This window comes from Ectothiorhodospira shaposhnikovii (genome assembly GCF_016584105.1).
GTDB lineage: Bacteria > Pseudomonadota > Gammaproteobacteria > Ectothiorhodospirales > Ectothiorhodospiraceae > Ectothiorhodospira > Ectothiorhodospira shaposhnikovii.
The window spans coordinates 44,846-70,053 of the sequence record NZ_NRSM01000013.1; the positions used below are offsets into that span (position 1 = coordinate 44,846).

Annotated in this window: 20 protein-coding genes, 2 tRNA genes and 1 riboswitch; of the genes, 4 read left to right on the top strand and 18 right to left on the bottom strand. The window is 63.1% G+C overall.

Annotation, left to right across the window (positions count from 1 at the left end; translation table 11 throughout):
• Positions 1–190 precede the first annotated feature (190 nt).
• The 3 genes from CKO35_RS09110 to CKO35_RS09120 form a co-directional block, all read right to left on the bottom strand.
• Positions 191–1,633 carry a BCD family MFS transporter gene (locus CKO35_RS09110; RefSeq protein WP_200174976.1) on the bottom strand — a complete coding sequence of 481 codons (1,443 nt, stop codon included), beginning with the start codon at positions 1,631–1,633 and terminating at the stop codon, positions 191–193.
• Positions 1,634–1,679: 46 nt separating this feature from the next.
• Complete coding sequence (gene bchL / locus CKO35_RS09115) at positions 1,680–2,546, bottom strand: ferredoxin:protochlorophyllide reductase (ATP-dependent) iron-sulfur ATP-binding protein (RefSeq protein ID WP_200175065.1); 867 nt, start codon at positions 2,544–2,546, stop codon at positions 1,680–1,682.
• Between the two features lie 571 nt (positions 2,547–3,117).
• Positions 3,118–3,558 (bottom strand): zinc-ribbon domain-containing protein, encoded by a 441-nt coding sequence (locus tag CKO35_RS09120; RefSeq protein WP_200174978.1) that lies wholly within the window; start codon positions 3,556–3,558, stop codon positions 3,118–3,120.
• 244 nt (positions 3,559–3,802) lie between these two features.
• On the opposite strand from CKO35_RS09120, the gene CKO35_RS09125 reads away from it, so the two are divergent.
• Positions 3,803–6,400 (top strand): PEP/pyruvate-binding domain-containing protein, encoded by a 2,598-nt coding sequence (locus CKO35_RS09125; protein WP_200174980.1) that lies wholly within the window; start codon positions 3,803–3,805, stop codon positions 6,398–6,400.
• A 76-nt stretch (positions 6,401–6,476) separates the two neighbouring features.
• Here the strand turns inward: CKO35_RS09125 and gdhA are convergent, their stop codons facing one another.
• The 15 genes from gdhA to CKO35_RS09200 all read right to left on the bottom strand — a co-directional run bounded on the left by gdhA (position 6,477) and on the right by CKO35_RS09200 (position 21,913).
• Positions 6,477–7,826 (bottom strand): NADP-specific glutamate dehydrogenase, encoded by a 1,350-nt coding sequence (gene gdhA / locus CKO35_RS09130; protein ID WP_200174982.1) that lies wholly within the window; start codon positions 7,824–7,826, stop codon positions 6,477–6,479.
• Between the two features lie 127 nt (positions 7,827–7,953).
• A complete protein-coding gene (rnk, locus tag CKO35_RS09135) occupies positions 7,954–8,367 on the bottom strand; it encodes a nucleoside diphosphate kinase regulator (RefSeq protein WP_200174984.1) in 414 nt (137 codons plus the stop codon).
• 79 nt (positions 8,368–8,446) lie between these two features.
• Positions 8,447–11,587, bottom strand: a complete 3,141-nt coding sequence (locus tag CKO35_RS09140; protein ID WP_200174992.1) for a sensor domain-containing diguanylate cyclase — start codon at positions 11,585–11,587, stop codon at positions 8,447–8,449.
• A 218-nt stretch (positions 11,588–11,805) separates the two neighbouring features.
• Positions 11,806–11,881 (bottom strand) — tRNA-Glu (locus CKO35_RS09145).
• A gap of 78 nt (positions 11,882–11,959) precedes the next feature.
• The gene (locus CKO35_RS09150; RefSeq protein ID WP_242467113.1) at positions 11,960–12,139 is read right to left on the bottom strand and encodes a hypothetical protein; all 180 of its coding nucleotides are present in this window, start codon (positions 12,137–12,139) and stop codon (positions 11,960–11,962) included.
• Between the two features lie 59 nt (positions 12,140–12,198).
• Positions 12,199–12,274 (bottom strand) — tRNA-Ala (locus CKO35_RS09155).
• A gap of 95 nt (positions 12,275–12,369) precedes the next feature.
• Positions 12,370–13,776 (bottom strand): glutamate--tRNA ligase, encoded by a 1,407-nt coding sequence (gene gltX / locus CKO35_RS09160; RefSeq protein ID WP_200174996.1) that lies wholly within the window; start codon positions 13,774–13,776, stop codon positions 12,370–12,372.
• Between the two features lie 90 nt (positions 13,777–13,866).
• Complete coding sequence (locus CKO35_RS09165; protein WP_200174998.1) at positions 13,867–14,598, bottom strand: adenosylcobinamide-GDP ribazoletransferase; 732 nt, start codon at positions 14,596–14,598, stop codon at positions 13,867–13,869.
• Positions 14,595–15,209, bottom strand: a complete 615-nt coding sequence (locus tag CKO35_RS09170) for a histidine phosphatase family protein (RefSeq protein WP_338031778.1) — start codon at positions 15,207–15,209, stop codon at positions 14,595–14,597. Before CKO35_RS09170 ends, CKO35_RS09165 begins: the two co-directional genes overlap by 4 nt.
• Before the next feature lie 17 nt (positions 15,210–15,226).
• Positions 15,227–16,288: a nicotinate-nucleotide--dimethylbenzimidazole phosphoribosyltransferase gene (gene cobT / locus CKO35_RS09175; RefSeq protein WP_200174999.1), complete on the bottom strand. Its 1,062-nt coding sequence runs from the start codon at positions 16,286–16,288 to the stop codon at positions 15,227–15,229.
• Positions 16,285–16,809: a bifunctional adenosylcobinamide kinase/adenosylcobinamide-phosphate guanylyltransferase gene (cobU, locus tag CKO35_RS09180; RefSeq protein WP_200175001.1), complete on the bottom strand. Its 525-nt coding sequence runs from the start codon at positions 16,807–16,809 to the stop codon at positions 16,285–16,287. Before cobU ends, cobT begins: the two co-directional genes overlap by 4 nt.
• A complete protein-coding gene (gene cobD, locus CKO35_RS09185) occupies positions 16,806–17,846 on the bottom strand; it encodes a threonine-phosphate decarboxylase CobD (RefSeq protein WP_200175076.1) in 1,041 nt (346 codons plus the stop codon). The genes cobU and cobD overlap by 4 nt, the downstream gene beginning before the upstream one ends.
• A gap of 8 nt (positions 17,847–17,854) precedes the next feature.
• The gene (gene cbiB / locus CKO35_RS09190) at positions 17,855–18,772 is read right to left on the bottom strand and encodes an adenosylcobinamide-phosphate synthase CbiB (protein ID WP_200175003.1); all 918 of its coding nucleotides are present in this window, start codon (positions 18,770–18,772) and stop codon (positions 17,855–17,857) included.
• Positions 18,766–20,067, bottom strand: coding sequence for a cobyrinic acid a,c-diamide synthase CobB (locus tag CKO35_RS09195; RefSeq protein WP_200175005.1), 1,302 nt, complete (start codon positions 20,065–20,067; stop codon positions 18,766–18,768). The genes cbiB and CKO35_RS09195 overlap by 7 nt, the downstream gene beginning before the upstream one ends.
• A gap of 25 nt (positions 20,068–20,092) precedes the next feature.
• A complete protein-coding gene (locus tag CKO35_RS09200; protein WP_200175007.1) occupies positions 20,093–21,913 on the bottom strand; it encodes a TonB-dependent receptor domain-containing protein in 1,821 nt (606 codons plus the stop codon).
• 162 nt (positions 21,914–22,075) lie between these two features.
• A riboswitch (cobalamin riboswitch) is annotated at positions 22,076–22,333 on the bottom strand.
• Between the two features lie 130 nt (positions 22,334–22,463).
• Between CKO35_RS09200 and CKO35_RS09205 the strand changes: the two genes are divergently transcribed.
• The 3 genes from CKO35_RS09205 to CKO35_RS09215 are packed head-to-tail and all read left to right on the top strand — an operon-like array spanning position 22,464 to position 25,163.
• Positions 22,464–23,393: a cobalamin-binding protein gene (locus tag CKO35_RS09205; protein ID WP_200175009.1), complete on the top strand. Its 930-nt coding sequence runs from the start codon at positions 22,464–22,466 to the stop codon at positions 23,391–23,393.
• The gene (locus CKO35_RS09210) at positions 23,390–24,358 is read left to right on the top strand and encodes an iron chelate uptake ABC transporter family permease subunit (RefSeq protein WP_200175010.1); all 969 of its coding nucleotides are present in this window, start codon (positions 23,390–23,392) and stop codon (positions 24,356–24,358) included. The genes CKO35_RS09205 and CKO35_RS09210 overlap by 4 nt, the downstream gene beginning before the upstream one ends.
• A 1-nt stretch (position 24,359) precedes the next feature.
• On the top strand, positions 24,360–25,163 hold the full coding sequence (locus CKO35_RS09215; RefSeq protein WP_200175012.1) for an ABC transporter ATP-binding protein: 804 nt from the start codon (positions 24,360–24,362) through the stop codon (positions 25,161–25,163).
• Positions 25,164–25,208 lie beyond the last annotated feature (45 nt).

The following is a 25,208-nucleotide window of genomic DNA, read 5'->3' on the forward strand; positions in this document are numbered from 1 at the left end:
GGGCATGCCTTTGGCATTGGCCCATCAATACCCTGTCTTGAGTCTGGTTGTAAGTCTACGCTGACACATTTTCGTGTCAACGGGAGAAAACATCATTCCGAGGTGCATGAATCACAAGCGTTGACCAGGGTCAAGTTTTCGATGGCAATCCATCTGCTTCTACCGGGCAAAGGCGCCTGTGCACAGCGCATCACGCAGTCGGGAAATCGGTCATGCCGAACTTTCCGGGTGGACCGGCACTGGGCGGCTCTTCCCTTGCACGCAACAGCGGAAGCATCACAACCAGCACGGCCAGCAGGAGAACAATCTCCAGATAGTAAACGGCAAGATAGCCGGTGGCCGGCGCGGCCAGGGTCTCACCCAGCCATCCGGTGCCGGTGATCCACCCCACCAGGTCACGAATGGCTCCACCCAGGAAGATGGCTCCACCCGCGGCAGTGGCCTGAATTGCACCCCATGCACCCACTGCCATGCCGCTTTGCTCATTACGCGCAAAACCCATCATGGCCAGCAACGTAGACACCGCAAACAGACCGCCACCAAAACCGATAAGGAAGGCACCGCAACGAAACACAATGGTGGAGTCCATCGGTACCGCGATCACCACCACGATGAAGGCCAGAACCCCGACAGCGGCCCCCACGGTGGCAATTCTGTAGCAATTTGCGCCCCGGGTGAGCAACCGCGCCGCCAGTGCAAAGGCAATCAGCATGCCGGTAGCCCAGGTGGCAGTGAGCGTGGTGGTGGCCGCCACCGACATGCCCAGGATTTCCCCCCCATAAGGCTCCAGCAGGATGTCCTGCATGTTGAAACCGGCGGTTCCCAGGGCAATCACCACAAGAAGACGGCGAATATGTCCAATGCCACTGAATGATCGCCAGGCCTCCATGAAGGGAACGACAGGCTCATGACGGGCCTTGGCGCGTCGCTGATCGATCGCCTCCTGCTTCCACAATGCCGCCAGGTTCAGCAGGATGGTCAGCAGAGCCACGCCCTGCAGCACTTCGATCAGACGCCCCGGCGTGTAGTCGGTCAGCAGAAAGCCGAAGATGGACGACGCCAGCACCATTCCCAGCAGCAGCACCACGTACAACAGGGCCACAACGCGGGGACGCTGCTCGGGAGCGGCCAGATCCGTGGCCAGGGCCAGACCGGCGGTCTGGGTCATGTGCATGCCCGCCCCCACCAGCAGGAAGGCGATGGCGGCCGACAGCGGGCCCAGGAAGACCGGCCCACTGCCATCAGCCAGCACCAGCAGGGCAAACGGCATGATGGCCAGGCCGCTGAACTGCAGTAACGTCCCCATCCACAGATAGGGCACCCGCCGCCAACCGAAGGCGGAACGATGATTATCCGATCGATGCCCCATCAACGCCCGCAGGGGAGCAAACAGCAAAGGCAACGAGACCATCAGGGCCACGATCCAGGCCGAAACCCCCTGCTCCACCACCATCACCCGGTTCAGGGTGCCGGTGAGCAGCACCATGGACATGGCCACGGCGACCTGGAACAGAGCCAGGCGCAGCAAACGAGGCAGCGGCAACTCTTTGGTAGCAGCATCGGCAAACGGAAGGATCTTGGTCCCAAACCTGCCCAGAAGCCCCATGAATGCACCGGAAACACCCTTGTTCATCGCTCGGTCTCCCTGGCACCGGTTTTAATGGATATGTTGGATGTCATCAATCGAATCCCAGGAAATCGAAGATATCGCGGTCTTTCATCGGTTTTGCCCGCTGGGGCTCCACCCCTGCCAGCAGCGATTCAGCCAGGCGCATGTATTCATCCTGGGCGATCTTGAGTTCTTCTTCCTCGGGCATTTCAAACACGGTGGATTTCTTCAGGCGACTGCGCCGGATCACGTCCAGAAGCGGGAAATGCGCCAGGCGCTGGAGTCCCACCGCATCGTTGAAACGATCGATCTCATCGGTGTTCACGCTGCGGTTCGCGATGACGCCGCCAATGCGGACCTGATAGTTCTTGGCCTTGGCTTCAATGGCGGCGGCTATGCGGTTCAGGGCGAAGATGGAGTCAAAATCATTGGCCGTCACGATGAGGGCCTGGTGAGCGTGCTGCAGTGGCGCAGCAAAACCGCCACAAACCACATCGCCGAGAACGTCGAACACCACCACGTCGGTGTCTTCCAGAAGGTGGTGCTGCTTCAGCAGCTTCACTGTCTGGCCTACCACGTAGCCACCGCACCCGGTACCCGCGGGCGGGCCACCCGCCTCCACACACATGACGCCGTTGTACCCTTCAAAGACGAAGTCCTCGGGGCATAATTCCTCTTCGTGGAAGTTCACCGACTCCAGCACGTCAATCACCGTGGGGACCATGCGCTTGGTGAGCGTGAAGGTGGAATCGTGCTTGGGATCACAGCCAATTTGCAGCACCCGCTTGCCAAGCCGTGAAAAGGCGGCCGACAAATTGGATGACGTCGTACTTTTGCCGATGCCGCCCTTGCCATAGATGGCAAACACACGGGCCGAACCGATATTCAGGTTCGGATCCATGGCGACCTGAACACTACCCTCGCCATCGGGGGGCATGGGGCAGTCATTATTGCAAGTGGAATTCACGCATTGGCCTCCTCGGTAATGCCTTCGAGACAATCTTGATAATTCATTGTCGGCACGACACAGGGCCACAGGGCTCTCGTCGTCCGTTGCTCAGGAACTTATTCACAGGCCTCCGGCTGCCGGGCGCCAGATTGACGGAGGTGGTGGGTTGGAGGGCAACCATCGGTCCCCATGGACTTGTCCGGCGCATCGATCCGGGTGAGGTGTTCATGGGCCATGGGAACCCACCCGAGGGTAAGGACAGGGCATCCCGGGGGATCGAAGCATGGTCCACCGTAGCGACCCCCTTTGCCATGGCAGCCGGATGCTGATCGGCATGCCGTCCATTCTCCGGCATGCCGCCCGGAAGCCTTGATGTTTCACCGCCCTGACGCCACGACCATGCGCAGGACTGCGGCGTTGAACACAGGTATAGGCCAGCACATCGGCATTGTCACAGGTACCGCCGTCAATGGACAGGTTGACATTGCAGCCATGAGTCCCGTCCGTGATGACAATGTCTCCCCGGACGATATCCTCACGTTCAACCACCCTGACGGGCTCAACCACCCAGCTTGCGGTGATACCAGAGGTTTCTGGCTTCGTTGTAAAACAGCCAGATGATACCGGAATACACCATGATATCCGCCACATAGAAGATCAGGGCGCGTCCTTCTTCAGCGCCGGCACCCATGAAGCTCTTCATGCCCATGCCAAGGCTCAGGCCACCGAAGAACAGCAGCACCGACATGATGCGATGGCGCTGCACGCGATCAGTGAAGGCCAGATATTCCTGTTCACCCCTGAGCCATTCCTCATCCACCTCCGGATCCTGCTCCGAAGGCAACGGCTCCCGGAACTGAGCCTGGGTCAGTTCCTCTGAATCGCCCTGCCAGGATCCGGGCTGGGCGGACTCGTGTGCAATGGGTACACCGCAACCCGGACAGGCCGGTGCTTTATCCGAAACCTGGCGCCCGCATTCAGGACAGTCAATCAATGCCATTTCTGATCCCCTGTAGAATTGGTTGCCATGTGTTCGGACCCGCGTAAAATCCTGACACGCATGCAGGTCCGAACTGATTGGCGTAGCCAGCCATGATACTAGGCGATCTGCCAAGGGTGAATAGGCGCAAAGGGGCAAGTTGGCTTTACCGGAGTGACACAGGTCATTGGTAGGGCAATCAACGGAAAGGCATGTCAGGATTGGATCAGGCCCGGCAAGTCATGATGGAGTCACGGATAACCAGATGAATCAGGAAAACAGGGTTTCCACCGGTCTTGACGGTCTTGACACTGTCATTGACAGCCTTCGCATCGGCGACAACGTGGTCTGGCGCGTGGACCACATGGATGACTACCGGCGCTTCATCGCTCCCTTTCTGGCCGCGGCCCGCGAACGGCAACGTGCCATCATCTACCTGCGCTTCGGCCGTCATGCACCACTGGTGGAGGCCGGTCCCGATGTCCACATCGTGCAACTGGATGCCCTGTGCGGCTTCGAAGCCTTTACCTGCCACGTCTACCAGCTGATCACCGACCATGGCAGGGGCGCCTTCTATGTCTTTGACTGCCTCTCCGACCTGCTCTCCGCCTGGGCCACGGACCTGATGGTGGGCAACTTCTTCCAGGTGGTCTGCCCCTATCTGTATGAGCTGGACACGGTGGCCTACTTCGGTCTTCTGCGCCATCGCCACTCCCATCACACCGTGGCCCGCATCCGGCAGACAACCCAGGTCCTGATTGATGTTCGCCGCACCCGCGAGGAATGTCATGTCCAGCCGGTCAAGGTCTGGAAACGCCACTCGCCCACCATGTTCCTGCCCCATCGCTGGCAGGACGACCGATTCTCCCCCGTGATCGACAGCAGCGACGCCACCCGGGTACAGACCGCCCTGGAGCGGGATCATGTGCAGGAACCCCAGCGCCACCTGGACTACTGGAATGCCCTGTTTCTGGAGGCGGCGGCGCAGTTGCAAAACCCCGATGACGGGGCCGGACGGGCCACCCAGGTGGAACGGCTGTGCCACGTGATGCTGGGTCGGGACGAACGCATCCTTGACATGGCCCACCGGTATTTCAGCCTGGAGGATCTCATGGCCATCCGCGCCCGCATGATCGGCAGCGGTCATATCGGCGGCAAGTCGGTGGGGATGCTCCTGGCCCGGCAGATCCTGCGGCGGGAAGCCCCTGAAACCTGGGAACGATGCCTGGAACCCCATGACTCCTTCTTTCTGGGCACCGATGTCTATTACTCCTTTCTGGTGCACAACGGCTGGTGGCCCAGGATCATGCGCCAACGTACGCCGGACGGCTACTACAGCGAAGGCCAGGCCCTCCATGAGCGCATGCTCCATGGTCGCCTGCCCGATGAAATCCGCGAGGAACTGGCCAGGATGCTGGACTACTTCGGCCAGTATCCCATCCTGGTGCGCTCCAGCAGCCTGCTGGAGGACGGTTTCGGCAATGCCTTTGCCGGCAAATACGACAGTGTCTTCTGCGTCAACCAAGGCACCCCGGAAGAAAGGCTGGAGGCACTGGAACAGGCCATCTGCCAGGTCTTTGCCAGTGCCATGAGTGAAGATGCCCTGGTCTACCGCAGTCAGCGGGGCCTAGCCGACCTGGAAGAACCCATGGCCTTGCTGCTGCAACGGGTCAATGGCCGTTATCATGGCCGTCATTACCTGCCGGATGCCGCCGGCGTCGGCGTCTCCCGCAACATCTTTGCCTGGGACCGGGACATGGACCCGGCCGCGGGCATGGTACGGCTGGTGATGGGACTGGGCACGCGGGCGGTGGATCGCAACGATGGCGACCATGCCTGCATCGTTGCCCTGGATCACCCGCTCAAACGCCCCTTTGCCCATGCCGACGACGGTCGCTTCTGCCAGCACAAGGTGGACATCCTGGATGTGCTGGACAATGAACTGCTCAGCCGCCCCTTGCGGGATCTGGTCGAGGCGGACATGGATCATGTCCTGCGTTGGTGCGGGGAACCGGATCGGGAAGCCAGCGAGCGCTCCAAAGCCCTGGGTGGACCCGCGATGTGGCGGCTGACTTTCAGACCCCTGCTGGAAAAAACGCCCTTCGTGTCCATGATTCAGGGGCTTTTGCAGACACTGGAGTCGGTGTACGCCTATCCGGTGGATGTGGAATTCACCGTTCATCTGGGTGCTGACGGTACCCCCTCATTCAATCTGGTGCAGTGCCGCCCCCTGCAGACCCAGGGCGGCAACCGGCAGGTCCGGATCCCTGAGGCCGTCGACGATGAGGCCCTCCTGTTCCGCAGCCAGGGGCACTTCATGGGCGGTAGCCTGGATCAACCCATCGCCCGCATCATCCGCGTGGACGGTGAGCGTTACAGCGCCCTGAACCTGCAACAGAAATACACCGTGGCCCGCCTGGTGGGGCAACTCAACCGGCGCATGTCGGACCGGAATGACCAGCCTACCCTGCTGATCGGCCCGGGGCGCTGGGGCACCAGCACCCCGGAACTGGGTGTGCCGATCCGTTTCGCCGATATCAGCCGCATGGCGGTCCTGATCGAGGTGGCCGAACTGGGTGGCGGGGTGATCCCGGATCTGTCCTATGGCTCACACTTCTTCCAGGATCTGGTGGAATCCGGCATTGCCTATGTCGCCCTCCGTCCCGGGGAAGCCCATACGGACTACCGACCGGATTGGCTCCACCAGGCCGCACGGGAAGCGATTGATCCCAATCTGGTGGAAGGACTGGACGAGACCATACTCGCGGCAGTGGACATCCACGATGTACGCGCCCTGGACATGAAACTGCTGGCGGACGTCATCAGCCAGCAGGTCCTGTGCTGTGCATTCAGACGCATCTGAGCGCCGCACATAAAAAAAGCCCCGGGTTCCCGCACTGGAAACCCGGGGCCCTGCGGCCCGGATCAAAACGAACGGATCAGATCACGCCCATGGCCACCATGGCGCCGGCCACCTTCACGAAGCCGGCGATGTTGGCACCCACCACGTAGTTACCGGGAGCGCCGAACTCTTCGGAGGTCTGGTGGCAGTTGCGGTGGATGTCCACCATGATCTCACGCAGACGCTCTTCGGTGTGCTCGAAGGTCCAGGAATCGCGGCTGGCGTTCTGCTGCATTTCCAGGGCGCTGGTGGCCACACCGCCCGCATTGGCGGCCTTGCCGGGACCGAAAGCAACACCGGCCTCGGTGAAGAAGCGGATGGCCTCCGGGGTGGAAGGCATGTTGGCACCTTCCGCCACGGCGATGACCCCGTTCTTGATCAGGGTCTTGGCATCGGTACCGTTGAGTTCGTTCTGGGTGGCGCAGGGCAGTGCCACCTGGCAGGGCACGCTCCAGATATTGCCGTTTTCCAGGTACTTGGCACTCTTCTTCTCTTCGGCATAGGCACTGATGCGGCGACGCTCCACTTCCTTGATCTGCTTGACCAGATCCAGGTCGATGCCGTCCTTGTCCACGATCACGCCATTGGAGTCGGAGCAGGCGATGACCTTGGCACCCAGGGACATGGCCTTCTCGATGGCGTAGATGGCCACGTTGCCGGAACCGGACACCACGCAGGTCTTGCCGTCGAAGGAATCGGAACGGACCTTGAGCATTTCCTCGGTGAAGAAGACGGTGCCGTAGCCGGTGGCTTCCTTACGGGCACGGCTGCCGCCCCAGTTCAACCCCTTGCCGGTGAACACGCCGGACTCATAGCGGTTGGTGATGCGCTTGTACTGACCGAACAGGTAGCCGATCTCGCGCTGTCCCACGCCGATGTCGCCGGCCGGCACGTCAGTGTATTCGCCCAGATGGCGGTACAGTTCGGTCATCATGCTCTGGCAGAAGCGCATGATCTCGCCGTCGGAACGCCCCTTGGGATCGAAGTCACTGCCGCCCTTGCCGCCGCCGATGGGCATGCCGGTGAGGGCATTCTTGAAGATCTGCTCAAAGCCCAGGAACTTGATGATGCCCAGGTAGACGGAAGGGTGGAAGCGAATGCCGCCCTTGTAGGGCCCCAGGGCACTGTTGAACTGCACCCGGAAGGCACGGTTGATCTGGGTAACGCCCTTGTCGTCCTGCCACGGCACCCGGAAGATGATCTGCCGCTCAGGCTCACAGATCAGCTGGATGATCTTGCGATCAGCAAATTCCGGATACTTCACCAGCACCGGACCAAGGGATTCCAGCACTTCACGAACCGCCTGATGGAACTCCGTCTCCCCCGGATTTCTGCGCAAGACTTCCTGATAAATCGGTTCCAGCTTTTCGTCGAGACCTGCCGCCATATTTCATTTCTCCAGCACAGCCATGCGCGACCAGGGGACGAAACATGGAGTGCGGTTGGTGTTTGATTGAGAAGGATCGCGTGCGCCCGCAACAGCGGGCGCAACACGGGACCAGAAAATCAGAGCTTCAGCGATGGAAGTCCCCGGCACTTTCAGGCTGATAGAGGATTTCATCGATACTCACCTTGATGACCCCTCCACCGGGCCGTGGCCACTCTATCTGATCCCCCACGGACAACCCCAGCAGTGCACTGCCCACCGGGGCCAGAATGGACACCTTGTCAGGTTGCCCGGTGCTGTCCTTGGGATAGACCAGCGTCATGCAGAAGCTCTCGCCGGTGCCGTCCATGACAAAACGCACGGTGGAATTCATGGTCACCACCGTCGGGGGAATCTGCGCCGGATCAACCACCTCGGCACGATCCAGTTCGGCCTGCAAGGCCGCCTTACCCGGAAAGGTACTTTCTGAAATCGACGCCAGCAGGCTGTCCAGCCTGTCGTAATCCTGTGAAGACAGGACGATGTTGGGTTTGCTATTCACGCTGATGAACTCTGAACATCCTTAGATTAGAGGACGGGGCATTCTATCCCGAAATCTCGTAATTTTCGCCCCCCCGGCCTCAGGATCCCTTGGGCAAAGGGGACAGGGCCTTCATTTCCACGCGATTGCGGCCGGCATTCTTGGCCCGGTACAAGGCCTCATCGGCACGCTGCAGGACATGGTCCGGCAAAATATCCCGCCCTGACAGGCTGGTAATGCCGATGCTCACCGTGATCGGGATTTCCAGCTCACCACTCCGCACGGGAATTCTGGCAATGCGCTTTCTGAGGCGTTCAGCCAGGGCGCCCGCAGCCTGCAGATCAGTATCCGGCAACAGCACCGCAAACTCCTCTCCCCCCATGCGCCCGGCAAAATCACTCTTGCGCAGACAATAGCGAACCAGAGACGCAAAGTGCCGGAGTACCGTGTCGCCGGTGGAATGGCCATGGGTATCATTCACAAGTTTGAAATGATCCAGATCCAGCATCATCACCGCAGCCTGATGATCAGGGTTACGATCCATGCGCAGGATCTCCTCCCGCATCCGTTCGAGGAAATGACGCCGATTGGCAAGCCCTGTGAGGTGATCAGTGGTGGCCATCTCCCTGAGTTCCTGCTCCATGCGCTTGCGATCCGTAATATCGGAAATGGTCCCGACCATGCGCAGGGGGCGCCCATTCGGATCACGCCGCACCACCAGACCACGGGCCAGGATCCAAAACCAACCACCGTCCTTGCCTAACACCCGATGCTCACTTTCGTAGTGAGCCGACTTGTCATCCAGATGTCGCTGCAGACATTCCCGCACATGATGAAGATCATCCGGATGCACCTGCCGGAACCAGTCCCTTGCCCGGCAACAGTCAAATTCATGCTCCGCGTACCCCAACATCTCCCCGCAGCGACGGGACTGGATCAGGACATCGGACTGAACGTTCCAGTCAAAGACACCATCGCCTGCCGCCTCCAGGGCAAACCGCCAGCGCTCGGCATTTTCCTTCAGCTTCTGAAGATTTCCAGTGCGTTCAATCGCAATGGCAGCAAGATTGGCAAATTCCCGGATCGAGCGGATTTCACTTTCGGACGGGCTGTGGACACGACGGTGAAACAGACTCACACTGCCCAGCAACTCCCCCTGTGATGACAGGACAGGAACCATCCAGCATGACGCAAGCCCGCGCTCCCTTGCCAACACCCGGAGATTGATCCATCGGGGATCCGAGTGAATGTCGGTCAGGATGAGGATCTGTCCCCTGCTTGTCGACCCGGAAACCGCTCCGGCAATCCCCTTTCCGAGATGATCTGAAACCGCCTGCTGAAAATCCGCATCAAGGCTGGGGGCCGCACCGGGCATCATGCAGTGACGCTCAACATCCACCAGGGTGATGAGACACAGAACATCCGGATCCTCAAGCTCCACACTTCCTGCCAGAGAGTCCAGTATCACCGGCAGTTCGGCGCCACCGGCCAGCAGGGAAAGCACCCGGTTCCGGCCCGCCTCGCGCTGCTCATGTCGCTTGCGCTCTGTGATATCCGTCAACACCCCCTCAAAGCGGATCACATTGCCTCGGGCATCATATTCGACCCCGCTATGCTCCTCGACCCACAAGACCTTGCCCGCATTTGTGACAATGCGATATTGCTGACGAAACTGCCTGCGCCCGTGGCGTGTATAACGATCCACCTCGGTGACCAGGCGTTCCCGATCATCGGGGTGGACCAGATGAATGAAAAGCTTCTCACCCGACATCATCTCTGCCGCAGAGTATCCCCAACGGGACACCGTGGCGGAAATGAATTCCACCGGCCATCCGGGCTTTGCCAGCCAGCGGCAGAGTATCACCGCGCTGGACTCCACCACCCTGTTGGCTGCCTTGAGCGATTCCATGGCCTGCAGACGTTCCAGCGCCACCGAAAGATCCTGCGCCATCTCCTGTACCAAAGAAACCGTCCTGCTGGAGAAAACCTGAGACATGGTACTGAACAGATTCAGGGTTCCGCTCACTTTTCCCGAGGGAGTCACGGCAAACCTGGCCAGCGAGTGCATCCCCGCTGCCTGGGCTTCCCCGGCTTCATGCAACACGGCATTTTCGGCATTGAGGGGATCGACCACAATATAGGATGAACTACCCTGCACATCATCACCTTCGCAACCCGATAGCCATCCCATGGAACATTGGCGGGGCTCGATATCGCCCACATCGTCACCAGCACGGGCAAACAGGCACAATTTCCGGGCATCCCCCGCCTCCCAAAGCCCGATCCATGCCGCGCTGAAACCACCCCGGCTCACCAGAATCTCGCATACCGCATTGATCAGAGCCTTGCGATCATGGTTGCGGACTATGGCCTGATTCACACGAATCATCATGTCCTGTAATTGCCCAAGCCGCTGCTGGGCAAACAGGCCCTCTTTCTCTTGCCCGATAGCCCGCAGAACGACGAAATATGCGCTGGGATCACCGTTGTCCTGCCGCACGGCGCGCACGGACACAGATGCCAGAATGACCTTGCCGTCGGCACGTACGAAGGCCTTGTTGCGCTCGAATCGATCGACGTGCCCCGATACCAGGCGGGAAAATTCGAAGGCCTCGTCTTCAAGGTCCTGCTTGAGAGAGACGGCTTGCCAGGTCATTCCCAGCATCTGATCCCGGGAATGGCCCAGCATATCGACCAAGCGCTGGTTCATGGCGCTCCAGCGGTAATCCTTTGGGGAGAACGTGCCCAGGGCGACAAAGTGCAGACTGTAAAAATAGTCCATCAACGGACCGTCGACCAATGCATGGACGTGCTGCGCGGGCCGCTCTGCCAGGGTGACGGCAAAGCATGTGGAGATACCGGGGATCTTGCAGCCATTTGCCGCCACATGAACATCGGCATGGAACACACGTCCTTGACTGTTTCTGAACAGCAGGTCCTCTTCCAGCACACTGCCGACGTCAACAGCCCGGGCAATAAGGGCGGCGATTGCAATACGGCCTTTTCGGGACAACTGAAAATCCGCCAGAGTCAGTGCCGGTACCAACCGGTCCCTGGCAGCTTCCCCCCATAGCAAGTCCAGGGCCGCAGCATTGGCCTGCAGGATCAGTCCATTGCCGTCCACCAGCAGCTCGGCAATGGAAGATTCAAACTGCGAGCCCTCGGCTGCTCTGCCAATGATGAAAGAAGCGGCGGACGCAGACGCCCGAGGCAGGGTAAGCCAGTCTGTCGGCAAGGACATACAAGGGTCCTCGGCACCAGGGCCACACAGGAAAAGCACGGTTGCTTACCAAAACTGTAGCAGAAACCCCGGGGTCCACGGATGCTGCTCGAAGAATGGAGAAGGAACGGCAGTATTTTTCAGACGCACAGACGCAAAAAGACCCCTTTGAAGGGGTCTTTTTGCTTGACTGCCTTGGCAAGATCAACATTCGTAAAGAATGAAACCCTGCCTTTGTATGGCGTCCCCACGGGGATTCGAACCCCGGTCGCCGCCGTGAAAGGGCGGTGTCCTAGGCCTCTAGACGATGGGGACTAGGAAAACAACATTATAGCAGATCAGTTAAAAATAAAAAGCTTTTATTTTACTCTGACTGCCTTACAGCTAAACTTATCACTGGCGCTTTTTGTGTCTCTGCTCTGTCAGAACCACCGTTACCAACCCGGTGAACACCACCAGAACACCCAAAGGCACCAGAGACAGAAAATACTTTGCAATCTCATCGGTTCCGTAAAACAATGCGTCGAAACCGACGATCATGCCTGCCAACGTAAGCAGTGCCCCAACAACCATCGAGTACTTACCTATTCGATGCATGCCGAACCACTACCCGGCCCGCCGAAGCGGAAATTTGGTGGAGCCAGGCGGGATCGAACCGCCGACCTCTTGCATGCCATGCAAGCGCTCTCCCAGCTGAGCTATGGCCCCGAAAGCTTCATGACCATTTCGTTGTTGCCGTATTGGTCATGTCCCTCAGAAGCTGCGTACTATACGGATCCTTCAGGATGCTGTCAACAGTTTTTTTAAACTTTTTTCGACGCGATCCATTCGGCAGCTTTCTGAATCCTCGACAGGGTCCGCTCCCGTCCGATCAGCATCAGGGTCTGATCAATGGACGGCGAAACCGAGCCGCCGGTCACCGCCACACGAAGCGGCTGGGCGACCTTGCCCAATTTTACTTGTAACCTTTCTGAAACACCAGTCACGGATTCGTGGATCTGCTCCGCGGTCCACTCCCCCAGGGCATCCAGCGCGGCATGCAGGGCCTGCAGCACCGGCAGGGCATCCGGGGTCAGGTTCTTCTGCGCTGCCTTTTCATCGTACTCATCGAACTCCTTGAAGAAGTACACACTCTGGTCGGCCATCTCCACCAGGGTCTTGGCACGGTCACGCAGAATCTCCACCACGTCACGCAGGGGCGGCGGCGTGGACGGATCCACGTCCCGCTGACCCATGTGCCAGGACAGCTGCCGGGCCACATAGTCGGGGGTCTGGGTCTTGATGTAATGCTGGTTCAACCACAGAAGCTTTTCCGGATTGATGGCCGAGGCGGAATGATTCACATCGGCGATGTCGAACAGCTCGACGAGTTCGTCAAGGCTGAAGATTTCCTGATCCCCATGGGACCAGCCCAGTCGCACCAGATAGTTGATCAGCGCCTGGGGCAGATAGCCGTCATCCCGGTACTGCATCACGCTCACCGCCCCATGACGCTTGGACAGCTTGGTGCCGTCGGGACCGAGAATCATGGGCAGATGGGCATAGCGGGGCGGTTCCACACCCAGGGCCTTGAGGATGTTGATCTGGCGTGGGGTGTTATTCAGGTGATCATCGCCGCGGATCACGTGGGTGATCTGCATATCCCAGTCGTCCACCACCACGGTGAGGTTGTAGGTGGGGGTGCCGTCGGAACGGGCGATGATCAGGTCATCCAGTTCGGTGTTCTGGAAGGTGACGCGACCACGCACCATGTCGTCCACCACGGTGACACCCTCGACGGGGTTGCGAAAACGAACGACGGGGCTGACCCCTTCCCGGGGCTCACCCCGCAAGCGGCAGCGGCCGTCGTAGCGCGGCTTGACCTTCATGGCCATCTGCTGATCGCGCATGGCGTCCAGTTCTTCCTTGGTGCAGTAGCAGTAATAGGCGTGACCGGTATCCAGCAATTGCTGGATCACCTCTTTATAGCGGTCAAAACGCTGGGTCTGGTAGAACGGGCCTTCGTCGTATTCCAGGCCCAGCCAGTTCATGCCTTCCAGGATCGCATTCACCGATTCCGCATTGGAACGCGCCAGGTCCGTATCTTCGATGCGCAGGACGAAATCGCCACCGTGCTTGCGGGCATAGAGCCAGGAAAACAACGCCGTGCGGGCGCCGCCGATGTGGAGATAACCGGTCGGACTGGGAGCGAATCGGGTGCGAACTTTCATGGAGTCACTCTGGCTTGGATGTATTGGAAGCGGCATAGAGTAGCAGACGGCTTGCGGGGCTTCACCCGGTGCCTTCGATTGGAGACCATCTCACTGCAGGGCCAGCACGACGGCGAGCAGTACTCCGGCCTCCACCAGTTCGATCAGCCCCCCGGCCGTATCCCCGGTGGTGCCGCCGAGGCGATGCACCATCCAGGCCCGCCCGAGCAGGAAGACCAGGGCCGCGCCCGCCAGGGCCCATACACCGACCATGCCGCCCAGGATGACGACGGCCAGCGCCACACCGGCGGTGGCCAGCCACGCCCCCCGCCGCGGCAAATGGCGGGCCAGCAGCGTGGCCATGCCGGCGGAACGGACATACTCGGTCAGCAGGAACAGCGGCAGGATGGCGGCGCGCCCCAGCAGGGGCGCCAGGATCAGGGCCATCCAGCCCCCCGTCAGGGCCAGCAGTTCGAACACCGCGGCAAACTTCACCAGCACCAGCAGGATCAGGGCCGTGACACCGGCGGGGCCACAGCGGGGGTCCTTCATGATCTCCAGGGTCCGTTCCCGGTCCCCCAGACCACCGATCCAGGCATCGGCGGTATCCGCCAGACCGTCCATGTGCAGGAGCCCGGTCAACAGCACCCAGGCCGTGACGATCAGCGCCGCCGCCAGAATGCCGTCCCCCAGCGCCCACGCCAGCGCGGCCAGGGACAGCCCCATGAGCAGGCCCACCAGGGGGTAGTGCAGCATGGAGCGGCCCACTTCCTCATCGGTGGGCGAATTCCAGCTCACGGGAAAGCGGGTCAGAAAACGCAGGGCCACCAGAAAAGGTTTCATGCCATCCCCTCCCGGATTGGGCCATGGTCGTTACCCAGGGCCATGACCCGGGTGCCCTGCCCTGTTCCCTCGGCCGGGGTGATGCGATAGAGACAGGCGTGGGGCACCTCCAGGCGCAGCAGATCCGACAGGGGACGCTGTTGTACATGCAGCAGGATCAGACGGATCACACCGCCGTGGGTTACCAGCAACACCCGCTCCCCCATCGCGTTTTCACATACCCGTCGCCAGGCCGCCAGTACCCGATCCCGGAAATCCACCAGGGGTTCGGCACCGGGAGGGATATGGTTGAGCGGATCCTCCCAAAAACGGCCCAGGGCATCCGGTTCCGTTTCCATCAGTTCCGCCGCCGTGCGCCCTTCCCAGGCACCGAAGTGCATCTCACGCAGATCCGGCTCCAGAGTCAGGGGTACGGCATCACCCCCGGCCCAGTCCCGGGCCGGGGCCGCACAGCGTCGCAGGGGCGAAGTGATGATGCGATCCCAGGGACCATGGCGCTCGTACCCCGCCTGCATGTGGGCGCGCCCCTGGTCAGTGAGTTCATCATCCAGGCTGCCACGGAAGGCAAAGCCCCCCGTGGTCTGGCCGTGGCGCATGAGATCGATCTGCACGGATGGCGGGGACACCTTCAGTGCGCCTCCGTCACCTGGGCCTCGGCAAAGGTGGCCATGTGACACTGGATGTCGCAGGCCAGACGCAGCAGAGGCACCGACGTGGCGGCGCCGCTGGCCTCGCCCAGGCGCATGCCCAGATCCAGGACGGGATCGGCCGCCAGTGCCTCCATCAGCAGGCGATGGCCGGGTTCGGCGGAGGCATGGGCAAACAGCATCCAGTCCCGGGCACCGGGGCAGATGCGCACCGTGGCCAGGGCCGCGGCGGAACTGATGAAACCATCCACCAGGATGGGCATGCCCATCTGGGCACAGGCCAGATAAGCACCACTCATGGCGGCAATCTCGAAGCCTCCGACCCGACGCAGGCATTCCACCGGGTCCGACAGGTTCTCCGCCCCATGCAGATGCAGGGCGCGACGCAGCACCTCCACCTTGTGCCGGACACCTTCCTGATTGAGCCCGGTGCCGGGTCCCGCCAGCACTTCCGGATCACGCCCCAAAAGCCCGCAGGCCACGGCCGCCGCCGCCGTGGTGTTACCGATGCCCATCTCTCCGGCCAGATAGAGCTGGGCACCGGCCAGACGGGCCCGTTCGGCACTGTGGCGGCCGGCATTCATGGCCTTCGCCAGCTGATGGGCATCCATGGCTGGGCCTTCGACGAAGTTGGCGGTACCCGGCCCCAGACGCACATCCAGCACCTCCGGCATGGGCTCCAGTTCCACCACGGTCCCCAGGTTGATCACTTCCAATGTCGCACCGATGGAGCGTGCCAGGACGCTGATTCCGGCCCCGCCGCGGGCAAAATTCCTGACCATCTCGGCGGTGACGGACTGGGGAAAGCGGGAAATCCCTTCGGCCGCCACGCCGTGATCACCGGCAAAGATGCTGATCCGCACCTCATCCACCCGCGGCTTGTCGGTGCTCTGCATCCCTGCCAGCCGGGTGGCCAGGGTTTCCAGGCGGCCCAGGGAACCCAGGGGTTTGGTGAGCTGGGTCTGTCGGTATTCCGCCGCGCGGCGGGCGGTCTCATCGATCTGCGCGGCGGGAACCTGCAGCCAGGGGGTTTCGTGATTCAAAGGGGTTCTCCTTTCAGTACATGTGGCAAGCCGGCCACGGTCAGGACGACGCGATCCGCACGGGCGGCCACCGCCTGATGCAGGCGTCCGGCATCATCGCAGAAACGACGGGTCAGTTCTCCCAGGGGCACGATGCCCATGCTGGTCTCATTGCTGACCATGATCACACGGCCGGGCAGACGGGGCAAGACCGCCAGAAAATCCTCCTGTTCCCGGGCGCAGGTCTGTGCGTCCTCATCCCATAACAGATGAGTCAGCCAGAGGGTGAGGCAGTCCACCAGCAGGCAATGCCCGGGACGGGCATGGCGGGCCAGTATCGCCGCCAGATCGGCCCCGCTCTCCACCAGCGCCCAGTCCGACGGACGACGCTCCCGATGGTGGCGGATGCGCGCATGCATTTCCTCGTCTTCACCGGGGCGGGCGGTGGCCACGTAGGTCACCGGCAGACCGCTCTCCAGGGCCAGACGCTCGGCCAGGGCGCTCTTGCCGGAACGGACACCGCCCAGAATCAGTTCTTTCATCGGTCAACCCCTCCTCGCCCATGCCCGGTACCCACCCGGGCCACCCGGGCCAGCGCAACCTCCAGCCGCTGCCACTGGACCTCATCGGCCGGCAGACCAAAGCGCAGACTCAAGGGATCGGTGAACAACCGGGTGAGAATGGCTTCCCGGCGCAGCCCCTGATGGATCTGCCGGGCGTGGGGGGTACGCACCCACTGGAACAAATCGGTCCCGCCGTCAGGCACCAGACCGTGCTCGCTCAGACAGCCCTGCAAACGACGTTCGGAAGCGGCCAGCAAGGCGCGAGTCCGTATCTGCCAGTCCCGGTCCTCCAGCGCCCGGGTGGCCACCCAGCGCGAGGGACCGCTCAGGCACCAGGGTCCCAGGCGGGCGGACAGGCGTGCCAGCAGGGGCGCTTCCGCCAGGACGAACCCCACCCTCGCCCCGGCCAGACCAAAGAACTTGCCCAGGGAGCGCAGGACCACCAGGCCGGGCCGGGGGCAGAGTGGAGCCAGCCCCAGGTCCGGGGTGGCATCCATGAAGGCCTCGTCCACCACCAGCCATCCGCCCCTGACCGCCAGGGCGGCCAGCCAGGACTGCAGCCGGGACGGCACGAAGGTGTCGCCGGTGGGGTTGTTGGGATGGACCAGCAGCAGGACATCCAGCCCGTCCAGACGGGATTCGATCTCCTCCGCGGCCAGCGTGATCACCTGGTGCCCCGCCATGCGCCAGGCATGGGCATGCTCGGCATAGCTGGGCTGCAGCATCCCGACCCGTCGCCCGGCCGGCAACAGGCCTGGCAGGGCCTGAATCGCCGCCTGGGAGCCCGCCACCGGCAGCAGGGTGTCCGTGCCGTAATAGGCGGCCGCGGCCTGTTCCAGCCCATCGTCTTCCTCCGGCAGACGGGACCAGACCGATGCCGGCATCCCGTCGGGTACCGCCCAACCCACCGGATTGATACCGGTGGACAGATCCAGCCAGCGGCTCAGGGGGATGCCCTCTTCCCGCGCCGCCTGACGCAGACGGCCGCCGTGGGGCAGTGTCACCGGGGTGGTCATGTTCATTGCTAAAGGCCCGTGATGGGGAAAAGGTGGCCGATCAGTATCAGCGACAGGAGGCACGCCAGCCAGATCCCCATCCCCCGCCGGATGAGATCCAGTGCCCGCCGGATGTCTTCGGGCCGGGCCGCCTGCCCCGCCCCCAGATCCGGACGCGGCTCCAGCCGACCGTGGTAGACCGCCGCCCCGCCCAGACGGATGCCCAGCGCCCCGGCGCCGGCAGCCATCACCGGGCCGGCATTGGGGCTTTTCCAGACCCGTCCCTGCCGTCGCCAGCAGTCAAGGCCGACCCGGGTGTGGCCCGCCAGGGCATAGGCCAGGGCGGTCAGGCGCGCCGGGATCCAGTTCATCACATCGTCCAGCCGGGCCGCCGCCCAGCCAAAGCGGCCATAGCGATCGGTACGATACCCCCACATGGCATCCAGGGTGTTCACCAGCCGGTAGGCCACCACCCCGGGCGCCCCGGCCACCAGAAACCAGAAAACCGGCGCAAACAGGGCATCGTTGCCGTTTTCCAGCACGGACTCCACGGTGGCCTTGCTGATGTCCTGTGCGTCCAGGGTCCGGGTATCCCGGCTGACCAGAAAGGCCACCCGTTCCCGGGCCTGATCCAGGTGCCCCTGAGTCAGGGCATCGGCGATTCCCTTGCCGTGTTCGCCCAGGCTGCGCCAGCCGATGGCCAGATAGAGCAGAACCAGTTCGGCCACCCAGCCCCAGGGCGGCAGGGACACCAGCAGGGCCAGCAATACGAACGGGATCACCAGCATCGCCACCAGCCAGGCACCCCGGCGCCGGTCATCCCGATGGAAACGGCGTTCGGCAGCATCCACCAGGGCACCGAAACCCACCAGCGGGTGCCAGCGGGGAGGCTCGCCCAGGAGCCGGTCCAGCAGCAACGCGGACAGCAGCAGGGCCAGGGTCAGCATGGCAGGTGCCCGCCCAGCAGGTGGCCGATCGCCTCCGGATTGGAGGGGAAATACAGATGGACATAACTGGCCGTGACGGGACCGAGGCGATACACCGGCTCCGCCGTGGCACGCCCGATGGGACTGCGGGCATGGGTCAGGGGCTCGATCCTCGCCGTCATGGCGGAATGGTGGAAGGTATGTCCCCGCAATGTGCCTTCCGGCAATTGCACCTCCTGGGGGCCAAGACCGGTCAGCCGGCCCTGCATCCGAGCCTCCCCCGGCAGCAGACCGGCCATGTCCGCCCCCTGCCCCGCCACATCCGACAATCGCTCCAGCAGATACAGCATGCCCCCGCACTCGGCCAGTATCGGGCGCCCGGCGCTGGCGTGGGAGAGCAGATCCTGTTTCAGCCGCTCATTGGCCGCCAGTGCGGGCAGATGCAATTCCGGATACCCTCCGGGCAGATAGACCCCGTCGGCCTCGGGCAACCTTTCCCCCGCCACCGGCGAGAAAAAGCACAGCTCCGCGCCCAGTTCGGCAAGCACCTCCAGATTGGCCGGATAAATGAAGGCAAAGGCCGCATCCCGGGCCACCGCGATACGCCGTCCCGCCAGCAGCCTGGGCGGCGGGCTCCGGTCCACCGGTGCAAAGGCTACCGGGGGGGGTAATCCGTCCGCCGTCCACACCAGACGGCCGGCGGCGGCCTCCAGACGCTGATCCAGATCCTGGATTTCCTCGGCCTGGACCAGCCCCAGATGCCGGCTGGGCAGGGCCGCGTCCGGCGCCTTGGGCAGATAGCCCAGGGCCGCAAGACCCGGCGGCAGTTCTTCCAGCAGCATCCGGTAGTGGCCCTCGCCGCTCACCCGGTTGGCAAATACCCCGGCAAACGGCACGTCGGGCCGGAATGTGGACAATCCGTGGGCAATGGCCCCGAAGGTCTGGGCCATGGCGGCACCGCTGATGGAGGCCAGCACGGGAATCCCCAGGGTCCGGGCAATATCCGCCGTGGAAGGACGGCCGTCGAACAGGCCCATCACCCCTTCCACCAGGATCAGGTCCGCATCCCCCGCCGCCTCAAAAAGTCGATGGCGGGCATCGGCCTCACCGGTCATCCACATGTCGATGGAATGGACCCCGTGACCACAGGCCTGGTGGTGAATCATGGGGTCGAGAAAATCCGGCCCGCCCTTGAACACCCGCACCCGCCGACCCTGGTTGCGGTGATACCGGGCCAGGGCGGCGGTGACCGTGGTCTTGCCCTGCCCGGATGATGGGGCCGTGATCAACAGGGCTGGGCAGTGGCGGGTGTTCATGGTCGTTACGGGGCGGGCAGGCCCGTCATTGCTGGTAGTTGAGGGTCAGATAAAATGCACGACCCGGCTGTTCATAATCAATGGCGCCCTGACGGGCTGTGGCATAGTCACGGTCGAACACGTTGTTCAGGGTCGCCCGCACCGTCCACGCCGGATTCACCTGATAAGCGGCCCGCAGATGCACCAGCTCGTGACCGGCGATACGGTCGGTGTTGGCGGCATCATTGTAGCGCCGTCCCTCGGCAATGAGGGTGGTACCGAAAGACCAGTCCTGCCATCGCCGGTCCAGATCCAGACGCGCGATCTCGTTGGGACGACGCCGCAGCTCATGACCGGTATGGCGGTTTTCATGATCCAGCAAGGTCAGGGACAGGGTGGCCGACCAGTGGGCATGACGCATCCCCGTCTCCAGTTCCAGGCCCCGGATACGCGCCTTTTCCACGTTCTGCGGCTGCCAGAAGAAACTGCCGGGCACCGGCGCCCACTCGATCAGATCGTCGATGTCCGACTGGAACACCGCCAGATCCGCATGAAAACCACCCGAATGATGACGCAGCCCCAGCTCATAGGTTTCGGAGGATTCCGGTGCCAGGTCCGGATTGCCGCCGCCGGGCCAGTACAGATCATTGAAAGTGGGCGCCTTGAAGGCCGTGCCGCCGCTGGCACGGACCCGCCAGGCATCGGTGATCCGGTAGCCCCAGGCCAGCTGCCCGGTAGTTTCCTTGCCGAAGGCCTCGTTGTCATCCTGCCGCAGACTGCCGGTCAGGGCATGACGCCCCAGATCCAGCTGGAGCTGGGCGTACACACCCCAGTTGTCCCGCCGGGTCTCGTCATAGTCCGTGGAACCGCTCACCTTGTCATCCTGATAGTCCAGCCCCGCCGTGAACAGGTGATCCCCCAGCAGGAGGTCGTTCTGCCAGGCGAACAGATATCGCGTCGTATCGATCCGTGACGAGGTAACCCCATCCTGGAAGGTTTCGTTCTCATCCCGGCTGTGGCTGACGCTCAGTTCGCTGAACCAGGCCTCATGGGGCTGGCCCCGGACGCCGATCCGGGAAGCATGATGGACGAAATCAATCCAGTCCCGGGCCGGTTCGCCGAAGTCATAATCGGTCTCCCCAAGGGCGTGATGGAAGGAACCGAACACCTCCAGACCCTCGCTGGCCTGATGGGACAGGCGTCCGGAAACGCTGCTGTTGTGGAATCCGTCCCGACCGGAATCTCCCACCCCCCGCTGGACATCAATGCCGTCGGTGCCGAAATGACTGCCGGAGAGGCTGTAGCGGGTCCGATCATTGCTGCCGGAAACCCCGAGTCCGTATTCCCGGGTATTGAAGGAGCCGGCGCCCATGTGCGCCCGCACCCGGGCGGGGCCATCGCCCTCGCGGGTAAAGACCTGGATCACACCACCGATGGCATCGGAACCATAGAGACTGGTCCTGGGGCCGCGGACGATCTCCACCCGCTCGATCTCGGAAGGGGGCAGGAACTGCCAGGAGGCACTGCCCAGGGTGGCGGAGCCCATGCGCACGCCGTCGACCAGCAACAGGGTGTGATCCGAGGCGGTGCCGCGCAGGAACAGGCCGGTGGTCTTGCCGAAGGGACCGTTCTGGGACAGGGCGATACCGGCCCGCGCCTGCAGCAGATCGGCAAACTCCCTGGGCTGCAATCGTTCGATCTCTTCACGCTCGATCACGGTCACCGACGCCAGGGTCTGATCCACGGTCTGGGCCGTGCGGGTGGGGGTCACCAGGATGGGATCGAGCCGGGCGATCATTTCCTGGGCAGACAGGGCATGGGGAAGGGCCAGCAGAATCGCGGCCGACAGCAGGGACTTCTTGTGCATGGGGATACTCTCCGGCGCGCCGCCCGCGCGCCATACGGTCTTGAATCAGGACGGCATGCTGGAGAGCCAAAGGTGCGAAAGACCCGCCCTGGTACACGACCACGGAGGCGCTTCCTTACCGGGGAACCCGAAAATATCGAGCCGCGCAAAGCCCTCCGCAATGCCGCGTAAGCACATCAGGCCGGTCTCCGGACTCGCGGGCGGGTCATGTACGGACCTGGTCAGGGCACCTTCCCACGCTTGCGCGCAGTGGTTGTATCGCCCTGCCGGGGATCCTGGAAACACCATGGATCCCCCACCTCGCCTACCGTTGCGGGGGCAGCGCCGGCATTGTCCATGGCATGCTGGCCATGGTCGCACCGGCTTCCCGTTTCACCGGACGGTTGTCACGCGTCCGGCACCTGAAGCGAGGCAGGATGATACGCAACGGGATCTTGATTGGCTACCGCCGGCGGCGCCTTTTCCGGCAGGATTCAGCCTCGGCAACTGCTATGATACCTGCCTTCGAGACTCGATCCCCCACCATCGACACCCTGCAATAAAGGCGACGATGCACTCAAAAAAGCGACTTTTACCCCTCATATCCGGCATTTTATGCCTCAGCACCTGGCTGACCACGGCCACGGCCGGCCCCGCCGCGCCAACACCGGTCACAGCCATTGATGACCGGGGACAGGAGACATCCCTCGCCGCACCGGCCGCGCGCATCATCAGCCTGGCCCCCCACATCACCGAGCTCTTGTTTGCCGTAGGCGCCGGTGACCGGATCGTGGGCACGGTGAGTTTCAGCGACTACCCGCCCGCGGCGGCGGACATCCCCAGGATCGGCAGCTACAAGCAGCTGGACATGGAATCCATCCTGGCCCTGAAACCGGATCTGGTGGTGGCCTGGAGCAGCGGCAATGTCCAGACCCAGGTGGAGCGCCTGGCCCGGCTAGGCATTCCCATCTATTACAACGATCCCCAGGACTTCGAACAGCTGGCCCTGGCCCTGGAACGCCTGGGCACCCTGGCCGGACGGGCCTCCCAGGGACAGGAAGCCGCCGAGGACTTTCGCCGGGACCGGCGGGCACTGGAAGCGCAATACGGCGACCGCCCCAGGGTCACGGTGTTCTACCAGGTCTGGGATCGCCCCCTCATGACCCTCAACAACCAGCACCTGATCTCCCGTGCCATCGAGATCTGCGGCGGTCACAACCTGTTCGGTGAGCTGGAAGCCCTGGTCCCGCGACTGGACCGGGAAGTGGTGCTGGCCGCCAATCCGGAAGCGATCCTGGGGGGCGGCATGGGTGAGGACAGCCCGCACTGGATCGAGGACTGGCGCCGCTGGCCGACCCTGACCGCCACCGCCCGGGATAATCTGTTCTTCATCCCCCCGTCCCTGCTGCAACGGGCCACGCCGCGCATCCTGGAAGGCACCCGACTGATCTGCGAGGCCCTGGAAACCGCCCGCACCCGGCGTCCGGAGGCATCCGGGTGAGCCGACCGGCCCTGGTGCTGCCGATCCTGCTGGGGGCCGCCTGCCTGTCCCTGGGCATCGCCGTGGCCCTGGGCAGTGTGCCGCTGACCCCCACCGAGACCCTGGCCGTGCTCGCCGGCGGCGGCGAGCCGCTGCACCGGACCCTGATCCTGGAACTGCGCCTGCCCCGCGCCCTGGCGGCCTTTGCCACCGGCGGCCTGCTGGCGGTGGCCGGGGCGCTGATGCAGGTGCTGCTGCGCAATCCCCTAGCGGACCCCTATGTGCTGGGGCTGTCCGGCGGCGCGGCGGTGGGGGCGTTGCTGTCCATGCTGGCGGGTCTGGGCATGGCCATGGTATCGGGGGCAGCCTTTGCCGGCGCCCTGTTGTCCACCCTCATCGTCTTCGGCCTGGCCCACGGCACCGGAAGCTGGACACCCACCCGTCTGCTGCTGACCGGGGTGGTGGTGGCGGCGGGCTGGGGTGCCTTCATCAGCTTCCTGCTGGCGATCAGCCCCACCACCGAACTGCCGGGGATGCTCTACTGGCTGATGGGGGATCTGTCCCATGCACACAGCCCCTGGCCGGCCTGGATCGTGCTGGTGGTCGTCGTGCTGGTGGCCATGCCCCTGGGGCGCAGTCTCAACGTACTGGCCCGGGGACCGCTGCAGGCAGCGGCCCTGGGTGTTGCCGTGCGCCCCCTGGAATGGACCCTCTACGGGGTGGCGGCCCTGGTCACAGCGACGGCCGTCACCATGGCGGGCAGTGTGGGTTTCGTGGGTCTGATCGTGCCGCACATGCTGCGTCTGGTGCTGGGCAATGACCAGCGCCTGATCCTGCCGGCCTCGGCCCTGGCCGGCGGCATCCTGCTCACCCTGGCGGACACCCTGGCGCGGACCCTGATCGCTCCCCAGCAGTTGCCGGTGGGCGTGATCACCGCCATGCTGGGCGTACCGGTGTTCCTGTATCTGCTTTACCGCAGCCGTTGAGATGAGCGATTCCCGACTTCTTCAGTCAGCCCCCGCGCCCCTGCTGACACTCATGGACCTGGTGGTGGACATCCCCGGCCGTGGCGACGGCGCCCCCCTGAACCTGGACATCCGGGCCGGTCAGTGCTGGGGCATCCTGGGCCCCAACGGGGCCGGCAAGAGCACCCTGTTGCATACCCTGGCCGGTCTGCGACCGCCCCGCCGGGGCACCATCCGGCTCCAGGGCCAACCCCTGGGACAACTGCCCCGCCGCCGCATCGCCCGTCTGCTGGGCATGGTCTTCCAGGATCATCAGGACGGTTTTCCGGCCACGGTGCTGGAAACGGCCCTGATCGGCCGTCATCCCTACCTGCGTCCCTGGGAGATGGAGTCGGCCGAAGACCATCAGGCGGCCCTCAAGGCCCTGCGGCAGGTGGATCTGGCCGGCATGGAAACCCGTCTCATCGCCACCCTCTCCGGCGGCGAGCGCCAGCGCCTGGCCATTGCCACCGCCCTCACCCAGGACCCGCGCATCTTCCTGCTGGATGAGCCCACCAACCATCTGGACCTGCACCATCAGGTGGCGGTACTGGACATCGTCCGCCGGGCCGTGGCCCAGGGACGCAGCGCCGTCCTTACCCTGCATGACATCAATCTGGCCGCCCGCTACTGTGATCACCTGCTGCTCATGTACCCCGGCGGCGAGGCCTGCTGGGGAACCACCCGGGAGATGCTGGTGCCCAATGCCCTGGAACGCCTCTACGGACAGGCCCTGGTCACCGGCGAGGTGGAAGGGGTGCCGGTGTTCTTTCCCCGAACCCGGTAACGTCCGGCCCAAAGACCAAAAAATAAGCAAACACTGAATTACCCC